Source organism: Parerythrobacter lacustris (assembly GCF_024626475.1).
Lineage (GTDB): Bacteria > Pseudomonadota > Alphaproteobacteria > Sphingomonadales > Sphingomonadaceae > Parerythrobacter_A > Parerythrobacter_A lacustris.
On sequence record NZ_JANKHH010000007.1, the window covers coordinates 147,727 to 162,149 of the forward strand.

The 14,423-nt window shown below is 65.0% G+C and carries 11 protein-coding genes and 1 other RNA gene; 7 read left to right on the top strand and 5 right to left on the bottom strand.

Annotated features, from left to right (window positions below):
• Positions 1-7 precede the first annotated feature (7 nt).
• From NSO95_RS12625 to NSO95_RS12640, 4 genes are all read right to left on the bottom strand, one after another.
• Complete coding sequence (locus tag NSO95_RS12625; RefSeq protein WP_257596632.1) at positions 8-985, bottom strand: cation diffusion facilitator family transporter; 978 nt, start codon at positions 983-985, stop codon at positions 8-10.
• A 205-nt stretch (positions 986-1,190) separates the two neighbouring features.
• Positions 1,191-1,859, bottom strand: a complete 669-nt coding sequence (mtgA, locus tag NSO95_RS12630) for a monofunctional biosynthetic peptidoglycan transglycosylase (RefSeq protein WP_257597046.1) — start codon at positions 1,857-1,859, stop codon at positions 1,191-1,193.
• Positions 1,860-1,956: 97 nt separating this feature from the next.
• Complete coding sequence (rpoH, locus tag NSO95_RS12635) at positions 1,957-2,862, bottom strand: RNA polymerase sigma factor RpoH (protein ID WP_257596633.1); 906 nt, start codon at positions 2,860-2,862, stop codon at positions 1,957-1,959.
• Between the two features lie 121 nt (positions 2,863-2,983).
• Positions 2,984-3,940: an RluA family pseudouridine synthase gene (locus NSO95_RS12640; RefSeq protein ID WP_257596634.1), complete on the bottom strand. Its 957-nt coding sequence runs from the start codon at positions 3,938-3,940 to the stop codon at positions 2,984-2,986.
• Here NSO95_RS12640 and NSO95_RS12645 point away from each other — a divergent pair.
• The 7 genes from NSO95_RS12645 (at position 3,921) to NSO95_RS12675 (ending at position 10,751) form a co-directional block, all read left to right on the top strand.
• The gene (locus NSO95_RS12645) at positions 3,921-4,352 is read left to right on the top strand and encodes a M67 family metallopeptidase (RefSeq protein ID WP_257596635.1); all 432 of its coding nucleotides are present in this window, start codon (positions 3,921-3,923) and stop codon (positions 4,350-4,352) included. The two genes, NSO95_RS12640 and NSO95_RS12645, sit on opposite strands and share 20 nt — an antisense overlap.
• Positions 4,353-4,399: 47 nt before the next feature.
• A complete protein-coding gene (locus NSO95_RS12650) occupies positions 4,400-5,053 on the top strand; it encodes a histidine phosphotransferase family protein (protein WP_257596636.1) in 654 nt (217 codons plus the stop codon).
• A 37-nt stretch (positions 5,054-5,090) separates the two neighbouring features.
• A complete protein-coding gene (locus tag NSO95_RS12655; protein ID WP_257596637.1) occupies positions 5,091-5,795 on the top strand; it encodes an N-acetylmuramoyl-L-alanine amidase in 705 nt (234 codons plus the stop codon).
• A 137-nt stretch (positions 5,796-5,932) separates the two neighbouring features.
• The gene (locus NSO95_RS12660; RefSeq protein WP_257596638.1) at positions 5,933-7,876 is read left to right on the top strand and encodes an alkyl/aryl-sulfatase; all 1,944 of its coding nucleotides are present in this window, start codon (positions 5,933-5,935) and stop codon (positions 7,874-7,876) included.
• A gap of 52 nt (positions 7,877-7,928) precedes the next feature.
• Positions 7,929-8,352: RNase P RNA component class A (gene rnpB, locus NSO95_RS12665), an RNA gene on the top strand.
• Positions 8,353-8,438: 86 nt separating this feature from the next.
• A complete protein-coding gene (locus tag NSO95_RS12670; protein WP_257596639.1) occupies positions 8,439-9,935 on the top strand; it encodes a pentapeptide repeat-containing protein in 1,497 nt (498 codons plus the stop codon).
• A 33-nt stretch (positions 9,936-9,968) separates the two neighbouring features.
• Entirely contained in the window at positions 9,969-10,751 is a 783-nt protein-coding gene (locus tag NSO95_RS12675) for a TspO-related membrane protein (protein ID WP_257596640.1), read from the top strand.
• Between the two features lie 208 nt (positions 10,752-10,959).
• Here the strand turns inward: NSO95_RS12675 and NSO95_RS12680 are convergent, their stop codons facing one another.
• A complete protein-coding gene (locus tag NSO95_RS12680; protein ID WP_257596641.1) occupies positions 10,960-14,328 on the bottom strand; it encodes an autotransporter domain-containing protein in 3,369 nt (1,122 codons plus the stop codon).
• Between the last annotated feature and the right edge of the window lie 95 nt (positions 14,329-14,423).

Consider the following 14,423-nt stretch of genomic DNA (forward strand, 5'->3'; position numbering starts at 1 on the left):
AAGCGCGTCACGATGCCGCGTGCGTCGGATCGAAACGGCAGCCTGCGCCGCCGGTGGTACCGATCTGGATCGTCGCATGGCAAATCCGGTGATCGTGCTCCAGCGTGTGGGCAAGCTCGCGCAGGAATGCATCGCCCGGATGGCCGCCGGGCATCTCCAGATGGACCGTCAACGCGGTCTCGGTGGTGGACATCGGCCAGATGTGCAGATGATGCACCGCCGTTACCCCGGGGAGACCCGCGAGATAGCTGCGCACGCCCGCCTCGCACACGGTTTGCGGCACGCCGAGCAGCGCGAGCTTCATGCTATCCTTGGCCAGGCCCAGCGTGCCCCAGGCGATCACCGCGACGATCAGCAGGCTGGTGACGGGATCGATCCATAGCTGGCCCGTTGTGAGGATCAGCACGCCCGCGATCACCACCCCGACCGAGACCAGCGCATCGGCTGCCATGTGCAGGAAGGCGCCGCGAATGTTGAGATCGTCATGCCGCCCGCGCAGGAAGAGGAGCGCGGTGCCGGTGTTGATCGCGATCCCGATGCCGGCGACCACCACCATGGTCATTCCCTCGATCGGGGCGGGGTTCCACAAGCGCTGCAGCGTCTCGACCAGAATCGCTCCCACCGCCACCATCAGCAGCGCGGCGTTGGCGACCGCGGCGAGGATGGTCGAACTCTTGTAGCCATAGGTGAAGCGCGCGCTCGGCGGACGCTTCGCGGCGACGCTCGCCCCCCATGCCAGCACCAGGCTGAGCACATCGGACAGGTTGTGCCCCGCATCGGCGACCAGCGCCATCGAGCCGGAGATATAGCCATAGACCGCTTCGACCACCACGAAAGCTGAATTGAGCACGATGCCGACGAGGAACGCGGTACCGAAATCCTTCGGGGCGTGGCTGTGGCCGGAGCCGTGGGAATGCGCATGCGCATGCCCGCCGCCGTGAGCGTCGCCATGCGAATGGTCGCCATGTGCATGTGCGTGCCCCAATCCGCGCGCTCCCCTTACCGGACCCGTTTCTGACGCTCGCGCTACCGAAAGGCAGTGCGATAGGCAATAAAAATGCAATCAAATCAGTATGATATAAAATATCCTATTTCGTAATGATACAACATAACTGAATTTCGGGGATGCGCAAGCGGCTGAATCGGTGCGCGAAATGCGGCCACGCGCCAAGCCCGCTGCTATCGCAAGGTCACTGATAAACGCAGGCGTCCAGCCCGTCGCGGCGTACCACGCCCATGCGCGCGGCGATGGTGTTGCCATAGCGGCGGGTGAAGCCGGTCGGGTTGGTGACCGAGCGTTCCTTGGGCAGCGGCAGCGCGGCGGCCATGCGCGCGGCTTCGTTGGTGGTCAGCCGCGTGGCAGAGCGGTTGAAGTACCGCTGCGCCCCGGCTTCGGCGCCGTAAGTACCGATCCCGGTCTCGGCGACGTTGAGATAGACCTCCATGATCCGCCGCTTGCCCCACACGTTCTCGATCAGAAAGGTGAACCACGCCTCGAACCCCTTGCGGACATAGCCCCCGCCTTGCCACAGGAAGACGTTCTTTGCGGTCTGCTGGCTGATCGTCGAGGCACCCTTTATTCGGCCGCCCCTGGCGTTGTTCTCGATCGCCTGCTCGATCGCTTCGGTGTCGAACCCGTTGTGGGTGCAGAACTTGCCGTCTTCCGCAGCGATGACCGCGGTCACCAGATTGCGGTCGATGTTCGACAGCGGCTCCCAGTCCTTGGTGATCCCGTTCTCGTCGAGCGCCATCGTCGCGGTGATCGGCACCGGCACCCATTTGTAGACCAGCACCAGCAGAACGCTGAGCCCGACGAACCAGAGGACGAGCTTCGCGAAAAAGCGGGCAATACGGTACATCATCCGGCCCGTTTAAGGCCTTGCCCGGAGCGATACAACAAGGCCCCGCGCGACCGAAATCGTGCGGGGCCCCGAATTGCGGACTTCAGTCCGAGCGTCACGCGATGCCCGGCAGCAGCCTTTCGCCGGCGATGCGCTGCATCGCCTTCTGAAGCTTTTCAAACGCGCGCACCTCGATCTGGCGGATGCGTTCGCGGCTGACGTCGTAGACCTGGCTCAGTTCCTCCAGCGTCTGCGGGTTGTCCGTCAGCCGCCGTTCGGTGAGGATGTGCTTCTCGCGGTCGTTAAGCGAGCCCATCGCCTCGAGCAGCATTTCGTGCCGCACGGTCGATTCTTCGGCCTCGGCCACGGTCTCGTCCTGCAGCGGGCGGTCGTCGGTCAGCCAGTCCTGCCACTCGCCGCTGCCCTCCTCGCCATTGCGCATCGAGACGTTGAGCGAGCCGTCGCCGCCCATCATCATCCGCCGGTTCATGTTGACCACTTCCTGCTCGGCCACGCCGAGATCGGTCGCGATCTTCTTCACATCGTCGGGGTGCAGGTCGGTGTCTTCGTAGGCGTCGAGGTTCTTCTTCATTCGGCGCAGATTGAAGAACAGCTTCTTCTGCGCGGCGGTGGTGCCCATCTTCACGAGGCTCCACGAACGCAGGATATATTCCTGGATCGACGCCTTGATCCACCACATCGCGTAGGTCGCGAGGCGGAAACCGCGTTCGGGTTCGAACTTCTTCACGCCCTGCATCAGGCCGACATTGCCTTCGGAAATGAGGTCGGACACCGGCAGGCCGTAGCCGCGATAACCCATCGCGATCTTTGCCACGAGGCGCAGGTGCGAGGTCACGAGCTGCGCCGCAGCTTCGGGATCTTCGTGCTCTTCGTAACGCTTGGCGAGCATGTATTCCTGCTCGGGCGTCAGCACGGGATATTTCTTGATTTCCGAGAGATAGCGGTTGAGCCCCTGCTCACCACCGAGCGCCGGTACGCTCAAAGCTCTTGTATTGCTCACTTCGTCCCTAACCTTTCTGCGTCGACCTCGCGCGGCGGACCCCTGATGGGCATCCGCTCTGTCGGGCCACGTTGTTACATATAGACCAATCGGCGGAAATTTTCACTGATTTTCGTCGATTTCAACGAGTGGTTTCGTCGATAAGTTCCCGCATGTCGCGAGGCAGGTCGGCCCGGAATTCGACCGTGTCGCCCGTCGCGGGATGGACGAAACCGAGCTCCGCAGCGTGCAATGCCTGACGGGCAAATCCCAGCCTTGCGAGGAGCGGCCTTAATGATTTCGGGGTGCTTCCGTACACGGGATCCCCCACTAGCGCATGGCCGATTGACGCGCAGTGAACGCGCACCTGGTGGGTTCTACCGGTTTCGAGACGGCACTCCAACAGGCTGCAATCCTTGAGTTTTTCCGTCACACGGTAATGGGTGACGGCGTGCTTCCCGCGGGTCGACGTATCGGGCAGCACCGCCATCTTCTTGCGGTTAGCGTCGGACCGGCCGAGCCGGGACGCGATCGTGCCTTCCGCCGGTTCGGGATGCCCGCCGCATACGGCGATGTAGCGCCGGTGGATCGAATGGTCGGCGAATTGCGCGGCGAGCCCCTCATGCGCGGCAGTAGTTTTCGCAACAACCAGCAAACCAGAAGTGTCCTTGTCGATCCGGTGGACGATCCCGGGCCGCGCGACCCCGCCGATGCCGCTCAGTTGGCCTTTGCCGCTTCTGGCACAATGGTGCAGCAGCGCGTTGACCAGCGTCCCGTCTCGATTTCCCGCTGCAGGGTGGACCACCATGCCGGCCGGCTTGTCGACCACGATCAGGTGCTCGTCCTCGAACACGATGGCCAGCGGGATGTCCTGCGGCTGTGCCTCGGGCTCCTCTGGCGGCGGCAGGGCGATGGAAAAATTCGCCCCCGGCTGCATCTTTTGCGAGGGGTTAGTTGCCACGGTCTTGCCCACCGTGACCGCGCCTTCGCCCATCAGCGCCTTGACCCGCTCGCGCGAAAGCCCGGTGGCCTCGGCGAGCAGCTTGTCGATCCGGCCTGCGCTTTCCAGCCGCCCCGTGATGACATCGCCTTCGCTCATGCTAGAGCCATGCGCGATGGAACGGGAAGTGACAAGCGAAGTGGTCGAATGCCTGCTGGCCGAAGCGCGTGCCGCCCACCCGCGCGAATGCTGCGGCATCCTGCTGGGGGAGGGGGAGTGCATCACCGCCATGCGCCCCGCCACCAATGTGCATCCCTCGCCAGAAACCCATTTCGAAATCGATCCGCAGGCGCTCATCGATGCGCATCGCGCCGCGCGACAGGGCGGTCCGCAGGTGCTCGGCTACTACCACTCGCACCCCAACGGGCGCGCCGAGCCTTCCGCCACCGACGGCGCAATGGCGGCAGGCGACGGGCGGATGTGGCTGATCGTCGCCGGCGGATCGATCAACGGCTGGAAAGATGCGCCGAGCGGCTTCGAGCGGCTTTCCCTTCGCGTAAGACCTGCCTAAGACGGCGCATCGTCAATTCCAGCTTACGAAAGCCCCGCTCCTCTTCCATGCCCTCATCCGTCGATCTTGCCGCCCTGCTCTGTTCACGCCTGTGCCACGATATGCTCTCGCCCATCGGCGCGCTCAACAACGGCCTCGAGCTGCTGGCGGACGAGCGCGATCCCGAAATGCGCGCCAAGTGCATGGACCTGCTGGAACAGAGCGCCCGGGCGAGCGCGGACAAGCTCAAGTTCTTTCGCCTCGCATTCGGCGCCGCCGGTGGATACGGCGAAATGGTGGAAGTCGCGGAATCTCGGGCGGCGATCGACTCGCTGATTGGCGAGAACAAGCGGATCACGGCCAACTGGGCGCTCGCCGACAGCAAGCTGCCGAAGGATGCGATCAAGGTCCTGCTCAACCTTGCGCATATCGCGATCGATGCGCTGATCCGCGGTGGGACGCTCGACATCGGGGCCGAGCGGCGCGACGGTGCGACCGAAATCGTCGTTCGCGCATCCGGCCCACGGCTCGCCTTCGACGAGGACATCGGTCACGCATTGCAAGGTGAACTCGATCCCGATCAGCTCACCGGTCGCACCGCCCCGGCGCATATGCTCCACCTGCTGGCCGACAGGGCAGGGGGCGGGCTGCAGTACCAGCTGGGCGACGGTATGCTCGTTCTGGGGGCTGTCCTGCCCGAACCCGAAGGGCTGATCGGCTGATGCCCTTCCGGCAAGCCTCGCGCAGCCGGATATCGTCATGAAGGACGAGCTGGTCCATCGCGAGCAGCTGTCGCCCAATTTCAACGAGCGCAGCTTGCCAATCTCGATGGTCGTGCTGCACTATACCGAAATGAAGCCGGTCGAGACCGCGATCGATCGGCTGTGCGATCCCGAAGCGTCGGTCAGCGCGCATTACCTGATCACCGAGGAAGGCGAAGTCGTGCGGCTGGTGCCAGAGGAGCACCGCGCATGGCACGCGGGTGCCTCCTACTGGCGTGGGCACAAGGACGTGAATTCGGCCAGCATCGGGATCGAGCTCGACCACCCCGGCCACCTGCTCGGCTATCGCGAGTTTGCCGAGGCGCAGATCGATGCGCTGATTCCGCTGCTGCATCGCATCGTCCGGCAATACGACATCCCGCGCGCCAATGTCGTCGCGCATTCGGACGTCGCGCCGGCGCGCAAGGTCGATCCGGGCGAACTCTTCCCCTGGAGCCGATTGGCCGAATACGGGCTGTGCCTGCCGCGCCCCAAGATCGAGCTGGGCGATCCGTTCGACAACGACGGCGCGTTCTACCTCGCACTCGAGCGCTTCGGCTACGACATCACCGACGGGCACAAGGCGGTCGAGGCCTTCCAGCGCCGCTGGCGACCGGAAAAGATCGACGGCCAGATCGACGGGCAGATCCGCGCGATCCTGTTCCAGCTGCTGCTCGAGCGGGACCGGGGCGCGACGCGCTGAAATCCTGAAGCTGGGCAAGGCCTGCGAAGCGCGCTATTCCGCTGCAAGGGCCGTACTCTCCCACGGCCCGACGGATCGAGAACACCCGTTGGCGCGGTTCGGCGCGATCGGATAGTCATGGGTTGGGAGAGAACTGCATGAAACGATATTCGGCTTTGGCACTGGTTGCGCTGTCAGCCATGCTGGTGGCCAATGCGCCGCCGGTGGGCACAGCTACACCGCAGACCGCAGCAGCGAATGCCGCCGTTGCAGAGCGCCTGCCGCTGGCCGACCAGGCGGATTTCGAGGATGCCTCGCGCGGGATGCTCGCGCAGCTCGATCGCGACATCCTCAACGAGGATGGCACGGTCGCTTGGAGCATCGATGCGTTCGATTTCCTCGATGCCGAAGCGCCCGAAACCGCCAATCCCTCGCTCTGGCGGCAGAGCCAGCTGACCGCGATCCACGGCCTGTTCGAAGTGGTCCCCGGCATCTACCAGCTGCGCGGCTACGATATTTCGGTGATGACGCTGATCGCGGGCAAGAGCGGCTGGATCGTGGTCGATCCGCTGCTGACCCCCGCCACCGCAAAAGCCGGACTGGACCTTGCCGACCGCACGCTGGGCAAGCGCCCGGTGGTGGCGGTGATCTACACCCACAGCCACGGCGACCATTTCGGCGGCGTACTCGGCGTGACCAGCCGCGACGATCTCGCCAGCGGCAAGGTCAAGATCTACGCGCCCCACGGTTTCATGGCCGAAACGGTCGGTGAGAGCGTGCTCGCGGGAACGGCGATGGGCCGCCGGGCGCAGTACCAGTTCGGCAGCAAGGTGCCGACCGGAGCAAAAGGCGTGATCGGGGTGGGATTGGGACCGAAGCTTTCGGTTGGCCCGATCGGCCTGCTGCCGCCGACGCGCGAGCTGTCGACCGAAGGCGAGACGCTGGAGATCGACGGCATCGCCTTCGAGTTCCTCGACACCGGGCAGACCGAAGCGCCGTCGGAGTTCGTCTTCTACCTGCCGCAGTTCCGCGCGCTGCACACCGCCGAGGTGGTGACCCGCAATTTCCACAACGTGCTCACCCCGCGCGGCGCGCTCGTGCGCGACAGCCTGCAATGGAGCCGCAAGATCGACACCATGCTGACCCGCTTCGGCGAGCGGAGCGATGTCATGCTCGCCTCGCATCACTGGCCGAGCTGGGGGGCGGACGAGGTGCGGCAGAAGCTGCGCAATCAGCGCGATACCTATCGCTACACCCACGACCAGACGCTGCGGTTGGCGAACTGGGGCCACACGATGGACGAGATCGCCGAGATGATCGGCGAGCCCGATTTCGCCGCCAGCGATTTCGGCACGCGCGGTTACTACGGGACGTTCGAACACAATTCGAAGGCGGTGTACCAGCGCTATTTCGGCTGGTGGAATGCGGTCCCGGCGGATTACGACCCACTGCCCAAGGACGAGGAAGCCAAGCGCTGGATTGCAGCGCTGGGCGGGGCGGAAAAGGCGTTGGCGCAAGGGCAGGCGGCGTTCGAGGCAGGCGACTATCGCTGGGCTGCGACGCTGCTGCAACATCTGGTCTTCGCCGAGCCCGACAATCCCGATGCCCGCGCTTGGCTTGCCTCGACCTACGAACAGTTGGGGTTTCAGGCCGAAGGCGGCACCTGGCGCAATCTCTATCTCTCCGCGACGGAAGACCTGCGCAGCCCGCCCGACAGCAGCGCGCTGACCACCGCGACAAGCGAAGTCATCGCCGCCATCCCCACGCTCGACCTGTTCAATTCGCTCGGCACCAGGTTCAACCCGGCGAAGATGCAGGGGGGCGAAGCGGTGCTGCAGTTCCACTTCACCGACACCGGCGAAGCGGTGACGGTCGACCTGCGCAAGAGCGTGCTGTTCCCGCGCGCGGGGACGGCGGAGGGTGCGGCAGTCACGCTCACCATCGCGCGGGCGGATTTCAACCGCGTGCTGGCGCAGCAGGTGGATCTGCCGGCGCTGGTTCAGTCGGGCGCGGCGAAGCTGGACGGCAATCCGCTCGCCTTGCTCACGATGTTCAGCGCGCTCGACCAGCCCGATCCGCTGTTCGAGATCGTCGAGCCGTGAGCGATAGGCACCCGGCTTTCCAATCCCCGCGCGTGCGCCTATATCCGTTGCGCCAGGGGGCCGGGCAGCCGCTGCTTCGCAAGGAGGAGAGGAAAGTCCGGGCTCCACGAAACAAGGGTGGCGGGTAACGCCCGCCGGGTGTGCGCCTTCGGGCGGACATTCAGGGAAAGTGCCACAGAGAGTATACCGCCGATGGACCCTAAAGGTCTCAGGCAAGGGTGAAAGGGTGCGGTAAGAGCGCACCGGGGCTTCGGTAACGGCGCCCGCATGGCAAACCCCACCCGGAGCAAGGCCAAATAGGGGTCTCGCGCCCAAGCATTTCGGTGCAAGGGCAGTGGCGTTTCGCCGCGAGAGACCCGGGTTGGCTGCCTGAGCGCGCGGAGCAATCCGCCGCCTAGACGAATGGCTGCCCCCGCAGCGCTGGTCGCAAGATACCGGCTGCGGGACAGAACCCGGCTTACAGGCCTCCTGGCATTTTACCTGTTTTCGTTCATCGCGTGCCCATGGCGTGGCAGGTAGGGGCGCTATTGCGCTATGGCGCGAGACGGGGAGGCACGGTGATATGGCAGCAGCAACGGTTCTGGCTCTGGTCCTTGCGGCATCGACACCTGCCGCACCCGAGAGCGACAGCAAGATCGAATACGCGATGGAGGCCTGCCCCGGGCTCGCATCGCCCGATGCGGTGATCGACGCCCGCAGCTTTACCTCCGCCGCCGAACTGGTCACCGTGATCGCTAACCGGCGCGAGGGACGGGTGGCCGTGATCGGCGGCGATTTCAGCGATGAAGACATGCGCCCGCTCGCCAACCCCGGGCAGGTCGCCTGCTATATCGAGAGCGATCTGTCGCGCACCGACTGGCGCGGCGGTGAAGCCACCGGGACCCGGTTCATCGCGGCGAAGCTGACCGGCGCGCAAATGGCGCAGTCCGGCCTCGATGCAACCGTGTTCGAAGGCGTGGATCTGAGCGGGGCGGACCTTAGCGAGGCGTCCCTGACAGGGGCCTTGTGGCAGGGCGCGAACTGGACGAGCAATCTCGAAGGCACCGTGTTCCGCGATGCCGTGATGGAAGGCTTCCGGTTCCGCTGCGGGATCACCATGGACGAAAGCTGCGGCGGCAGCGGCGGGGCGGATTTCGGAGGTGCCGACCTCACCCGCGCCGATCTCGCGAGTTTTCCGGTTTGGGGCTACGACAGCTTCGCCGGCGCGCGCTTTGCCGACACGCGGATCGGCCCGCGCGCGGTGCGCCATCTTGGCGAGGGGGTGATCGATGGCGATGTGGTGCTGGCGAGCGGCTGGTTCGAGGAAGATGGCTGGCCCGACAATACCGTGCGATTAACGCGCGAGGAGTTCCTCCGCCTGCGCGACGCGGCGCTGACGGTGGAGGATGACCGCCCGTCGTTCGAATGCGCCAAGGCGGGCAACACCGCCGAACGCGTGATCTGCGGTGAGTATGAGAGCCAATTGCGCGCGCTCGACCGAGAGCTGTCGGAAGCTTTCACCTCGCTGCGCGAAAGCGGCAAGGTCACGCTCGAAAGCCAGCGCGCGTGGCTGCGTAGCCGCAACGCCTGCACCGATCGCGATTGCATCGAGCAGGCCTATGAGACGCGGCTCGAACAGCTCTACGGCGCGCTCGGCACGCGGTTCGTGCTGGCACCCGATGCCAGCGTGACCTTCGAGGAAGACCTGCTGCCCCTGCCGGCAGACTTCAGGGCAACCGAGCTTTATCGCCGGATCGTGCCGACCTTGCGCGCCGCCTCCTACCAGTCGATCACGCTGACCGGCCGGGAGGACGGAACGTTGGCGGGCGAGGGCGAGGCACTCGGCGGCAATGCCCACACCTGCACCTTCGGGGTTGATGGCGCGGTGTATGACCGGGCGACCGGTTGGTATGCCGGGGTTGCCGACGACGGCACCAAGGTGCCGCTGTTCCGCGTCCGCAACGGCCGGATAACGCTGCGCTATTCGGGCAATATGGGCGATACCCCGGACGAGGCGCAGAACTTCATCAGCTGCGGTGCACGTGCGGCCTTCACCGATCTTCGCAATCTCGAGGAATAGGGAACGGCAGGCGCAGGCCCGGGTTTTACGGGTATGACCGATCCAGTTCAGCGCAGCATAGCCCAGCGCATCGCCATTATCCTTGCCGTGATCGTCCAGGTCGGGGCGTCCTATCTGCCCGAGCTGGGCTATGGGGAACCGATCGGCAACCGGTCGGATGGCCTGCGCACCGTGATCACCCCGGTCGGCTGGGCCTTCGCCGTGTGGGGGCCGCTGTTTGCCGGAAGCGTGATCTTCGCAGTCTGGCAGGCCCTGCCGAACCAGCGCAACAATGCCCTGCTCGACCGGATCGGCTGGTGGGCAGTCCCGGCGCTCGGCCTGCAAGGGGTCTGGGCAGCCTATACCCAGTTCAGCACTTTGACCGCGATCTCGGCGCTGATCATCACCGGCGCGTTGGTTTCGCTGCTCGCGATCCTGCGGACCATGGTCTTTTTCCCGCGCCAGTTCACGAAGCAGGAACGGCTGTTCGTCACCATCGTGTTCAGCGCGCTGGCGGGGTGGCTGACCGCAGCAACCATCGTCAATATCACAGCCAGCCTGGTCTATTACGGCGTGGCGGGGGGTTACGAGTACCCGCTGGTCGGCGCGTTGCTGGTGCTGGTCGGAGGGGCCATCGTCGCGGTCGCGGTGGCGCGCAGCATGGGCAACCCGTGGTATGCCCTGACCTTCGGCTGGGCGCTGCTCGGCATCTTTATGCAGGGCGGCAAGGAATCGAGCGCGGTCGCGGCGGCTTGCGGGCTGGCGGCGGCGCTGGTGGCATCGGCGGTATGGCTCGGCCTGCGCGTTCCCGGCAATGCGCGCCGCTGGTTTGATTAGGTACTCTTCTACCCCCTCTCGCTTGTCATTCCCGCGAAGGCGGGAATCCATGGGCAGGGTCCGCCGTGGATCCCCGCCTTCGCGGGGATGACAGACGTTGGGTTTGTGGATCCTGGTTGGGTCTTGGCTTTGTAAATCATCGCCAAAAACAAGGCGCCCCCGGATTTCTCCGGAGGCGCCATTCATTCGCAACAACCCGTGCTGGCGGTCAGAACCGCCAGTTGAGAGTCAGGTTCGCCTGGTCGTTGCTCAGCACGCCGCGCCCGATGTCGGAGGTCACGCTTGCGCTTGCGCTGAGGCGGTCCGACAGCGCCAGTTCCGCCCCGGCGTTGACCGACACCCATTCGGGATCGAGCCGGTTGCTGATCGTGAAGGTGTCGTCCGGCGCGCCGAAGAAGGACGCGGTCACCACGTCCTCGCGGTCGGCCAGTTCGCGCGCATAGGCGACCGAACCGAACGCGGTGAGCTTGCCTTTGCGGCCGACGGGCAGGTCGACCGCCGCCATGCCGCCCAGTTTAGCACCAAGCGAGGTCAGGCTGCGATCCCGCACGTTCAGGCCGAGCGAACCCGCACCGAACTCGGTATAGCCGCCGAGGTCCGAACGGACATAATCGACGCTTGCTACCGGTCCCACCGTCAGCCCCTTGGCGGGCTCGAGCGCGTAACCCACCCGCATCGCGGCAAAGGCCTGCGAGCCTTGCGCCACGCCGCGCGCGCTATCGAAGGCCGACACGAAATCGCCTGTCGAGGCGCGTTCGAGCCCGAACCGCTGCTCGGCATGACCGGCATGGAAATCGACGAAGCCCTTGCCGAACTTCGCCGCACCGTAGACCGCCACGGCAGAGCTCTCGTCCCTCAAGCCCTCTTCCCCGAGCCGCGCATTGGCGCTGCTGCGGATCCTGCTCACGGCAATGCCGAGGCTGAGCCGGTCGTTGACCGCATAGTCGGTACCCAGGGTCAGTTCACCGGCCTGCGTCAGCGTTGCCTGGGTCAGCACATTCGAATTCAGCGGATCGTCGGTCTGCCCCATGTGGAGGAACGACCCGCTGACCGAACCGAAGAAGCCCAGCTTGCCCGCTTCGCCCGGCAAAACGCCCGCCTGCGCGAAGCCGGCATTGCCTGCGGCAGAGAAGCCCGCCACCGCATCGTTTGCACCGCGCAGGGTCAGCGTGCGTTGGGCGAGCTGGCCGGTAATCCGCTGCGAGAAGCCGTTGGCGGTTGCCGCCTGGCCGAACCCGCTGGTCGGGGTGAGGCTGGCGAGGGTCTGCCCGAACACGTCGAAGCCGGCAGTGTCGACGATGTCGAAGAGGTTCGAGAACGCCGAGAACCTGTTGCCGCGCAGCCTGTCGAGCAGGTCGCCGAGCGATGTCAGCCCGCTGGTCGGGCCGAGGATCGGTGCGATCGGACGTGCGCCGATTTCGACATGGATCGTGTTGTCGGGCCGGACGCGCGAGATGCCGTAGAGCAAGGGCGAGTTGGTCACCAGCGACACGTTCTCGAAATTGCCGGTGATGCTGCCAGCGCTAAGCACGGTCCAGTTGTCGCCGTACCGCACCGCGCCGGTCGGCTTGAGCGCCAATGTGCCGGCCAGGCTCGCACCTCCGGTTACCACCAGTCGGTCGCTGTTGAAGGTGTTGCGCACTTTGCTGACGTTGATCAGCAAGGCCCCGCCCGAGGTCTGGATATAATTGCCATCGACCGTCAGCGTGCCGAACTTGGCGAGGGTATCGGGCGAGAGTTGCCCGGTGACGTTGAAGAAGGCATCGGACTTGATCGTGCCGGTGCCCTGGATCAGTCCGCCGAAATGCGCGATCAGCGGGGCGTTGAACTGCCCGTCGATGGTCGAGGTTCCGGCATAGTGCTCGAGCCCGATGATCGTGGTGAACTCCCACCCGTCCGGCAGCTTGAAGTTGGCGGCGCTGTGGTCGAGCGTCAGCTTGTCGATTTCGACATCCATGTCGACCGTGATCGTGCCCGGCCGATGCAGCAGCACGTCGAAATACTGTGCAGGATTGGCAAAGGCAGTGCCGACCGTGCCGTCGGTGTTTTGGGGAACGAAGCGGTTCGATCCAGGGCCGAGAAGGCGCGAGGACTCCGGCAGATTGCCGCCAAAGTCCGGCGTACCCTCGGGCGGGAGCAGGAACGAAGGATCGCTCGTTTCACCGGTGATGTCGTTGCCAAGGATCGAACCGAGTTTCGGCCCGGTGCCGTATACGCCTTCTTCGGGACCGGTCGGCAGCGCGTTGATCAGGTTGCCGTTGCCGTCGTCGATGAAGAAGCCGGGGTCGAGATCCTGCGTCCACGTGTTCGGATTGGACCACCGGCCGCTGCTGCGCGCCGAGACATATTTGTACGGCGTGTTCTCGGTAATGAATTCGTGGAACAGATACAGCGGGTTGTAGAAGCTGACATCGCCGTAGCGGTTGTTGAGGTTGAAGAAGTCGTAACCGCCGCTCAGCACGCCCGCGACGACCGGCATGCCATAGAGCTGGTCGACGATCAGCGGCGAGCCGCTGTCGCCCGGCGCAGTGCCGGCTTCGCGCGGCAGCGCATCGCCCGCGAACCAATCGATCGCCTTGACCGCCTCGAGCGACGCGCAGCTGATGTTGGTGCCGGTGAAAGTGCACTGCGCCTGCTCGGCCGGGGTGCGGATCGGATCGTCGAAATCGATGAAATACATCGCCTGGGTTTCGATCCCGAAGGTATCCGCGGTGGGGGCGAAGCCGAAGAACACATTGTCGATGAAATCGGCATTCGAGGCGACCGCGCCGAGCATGTTCTCGCCCACGCGGCGCAGGAAGTCGATCCCGGCACCGCCGCCATCGCCGGTGCCGCGCGTGCCGTAGCCCGTCACAATGACATGGGTCAGCTGGTCCAGCGGGCTGAGCAGCAACGGCATGTAGGGAACATCGGTGATCGGCTCGTCGAGCGCGATGAAGGCGACATCGGCATAGGGGAAGCCCAGGCCGCCGTTGTCGAGATTGCTCGATGGGTGGATGATCACGTCGCTGCTTTGTGCCGCGCCGCCCTCGGCATAGGTCAGGCCGCCATTGATCGTTCCGAACAGCCGCGGTGCGGTGTTGAAGCCGGTCGCGACGAGCAGCGAGAGATCGCCCGTTTCCGCGGTGCCATAGGCTTCGGACGAGCTGTCGTTGAGGCAGTGCGCCGCCGTTAGCACGGTGCGCGGGTTGATCATCGTGCCGGTGCAGTTGAAGAACACCCCGCCGGTCGCATTGTTGCGCAGGAATATCTGCACCACCGAGGGCAGCGTGTTGGCCGTATCGACCGAGCCGGCCACGCCGATGTTGGTGCGCACGATAAGCTCGGGATCGGGCGGGTTGAGTCGGCCGTTGAAGTCATGCGACACCGGCACAGGGGCGAAATCGAAGGTCAGCCGTGCATTGGCGATCGCCTCGCGGCTCGCCTCGATGCGGAACCCGTTGAAGGTTCCTTGCGCCTCTGCCGCGATGGCTTCGGGCGCGCCTTCCTCGGATTCGGATGCGATCGCGGGCGACGATGCCAGCGCGAGCGCGATGCTCGTGGTGCACACGCCTAGGTGAAGATGCCTCTTGATCATGGTAATCCCCCTGTTGACCGCACCCGCCGCTTTCCCATGCAGCAGCGAGCCACGCATTGTGACGAATCGGCGACCCTGATTCTTTTTGTTGATTG

Excerpts from the sequence above, each read along its gene's own strand:
- NSO95_RS12645 (WP_257596635.1), top strand. The coding sequence starts at position 3,921 with ATGACATCGCCTTCGCTCATGCTAGAGCCATGCGCGATGGAACGGGAA.
- NSO95_RS12655 (WP_257596637.1), top strand. The coding sequence starts at position 5,091 with ATGAAGGACGAGCTGGTCCATCGCGAGCAGCTGTCGCCCAATTTCAAC.
- NSO95_RS12675 (WP_257596640.1), top strand. The coding sequence starts at position 9,969 with ATGACCGATCCAGTTCAGCGCAGCATAGCCCAGCGCATCGCCATTATC.
- NSO95_RS12640 (WP_257596634.1), bottom strand. The coding sequence starts at position 3,940 with ATGAGCGAAGGCGATGTCATCACGGGGCGGCTGGAAAGCGCAGGCCGG.
- NSO95_RS12650 (WP_257596636.1), top strand. The coding sequence starts at position 4,400 with ATGCCCTCATCCGTCGATCTTGCCGCCCTGCTCTGTTCACGCCTGTGC.
- NSO95_RS12670 (WP_257596639.1), top strand. The coding sequence starts at position 8,439 with ATGGCAGCAGCAACGGTTCTGGCTCTGGTCCTTGCGGCATCGACACCT.
- mtgA (WP_257597046.1), bottom strand. The coding sequence starts at position 1,859 with ATGTACCGTATTGCCCGCTTTTTCGCGAAGCTCGTCCTCTGGTTCGTC.
- NSO95_RS12680 (WP_257596641.1), bottom strand. The coding sequence starts at position 14,328 with ATGATCAAGAGGCATCTTCACCTAGGCGTGTGCACCACGAGCATCGCG.
- NSO95_RS12660 (WP_257596638.1), top strand. The coding sequence starts at position 5,933 with ATGAAACGATATTCGGCTTTGGCACTGGTTGCGCTGTCAGCCATGCTG.